Origin of the sequence: Microbispora sp. ZYX-F-249 (assembly GCF_039649665.1) — a bacterium.
GTDB lineage: Bacteria > Actinomycetota > Actinomycetes > Streptosporangiales > Streptosporangiaceae > Microbispora > Microbispora maris.
Genome location: NZ_JBDJAW010000205.1, coordinates 1 through 222, shown reverse-complemented (window position 1 = coordinate 222; position 222 = coordinate 1). Strand labels below are relative to the sequence as shown.

Sequence of the window (222 nt, the reverse complement as noted above, 5' to 3'; positions counted from 1 at the left end):
CAAGCTCGACTGGGCCCGCGGCTTCGGCGCCACGCACACCGTGAACTCCCGGGACACCGACGCGGTGGAGGCGATCCGCGACCTGACCGGCGGGTTCGGCGCGGACGTCGTGATCGAGGCGGTGGGCCGCCCCGAGACCTACAAGCAGGCCTTCTACGCCCGCGACCTCGCCGGGACGGTCGTGCTCGTCGGCGTGCCGACCCCGGAGATGCAGCTCGAACT

At 72.5% G+C, this 222-nt stretch carries 1 protein-coding gene; it reads left to right on the top strand.

All coding sequences use genetic code 11. From position 1 onward, the window contains the following. On the top strand, positions 1-222 hold a 222-nt coding region (locus tag AAH991_RS40405), incomplete at both ends, for a zinc-binding dehydrogenase (RefSeq protein ID WP_346231229.1).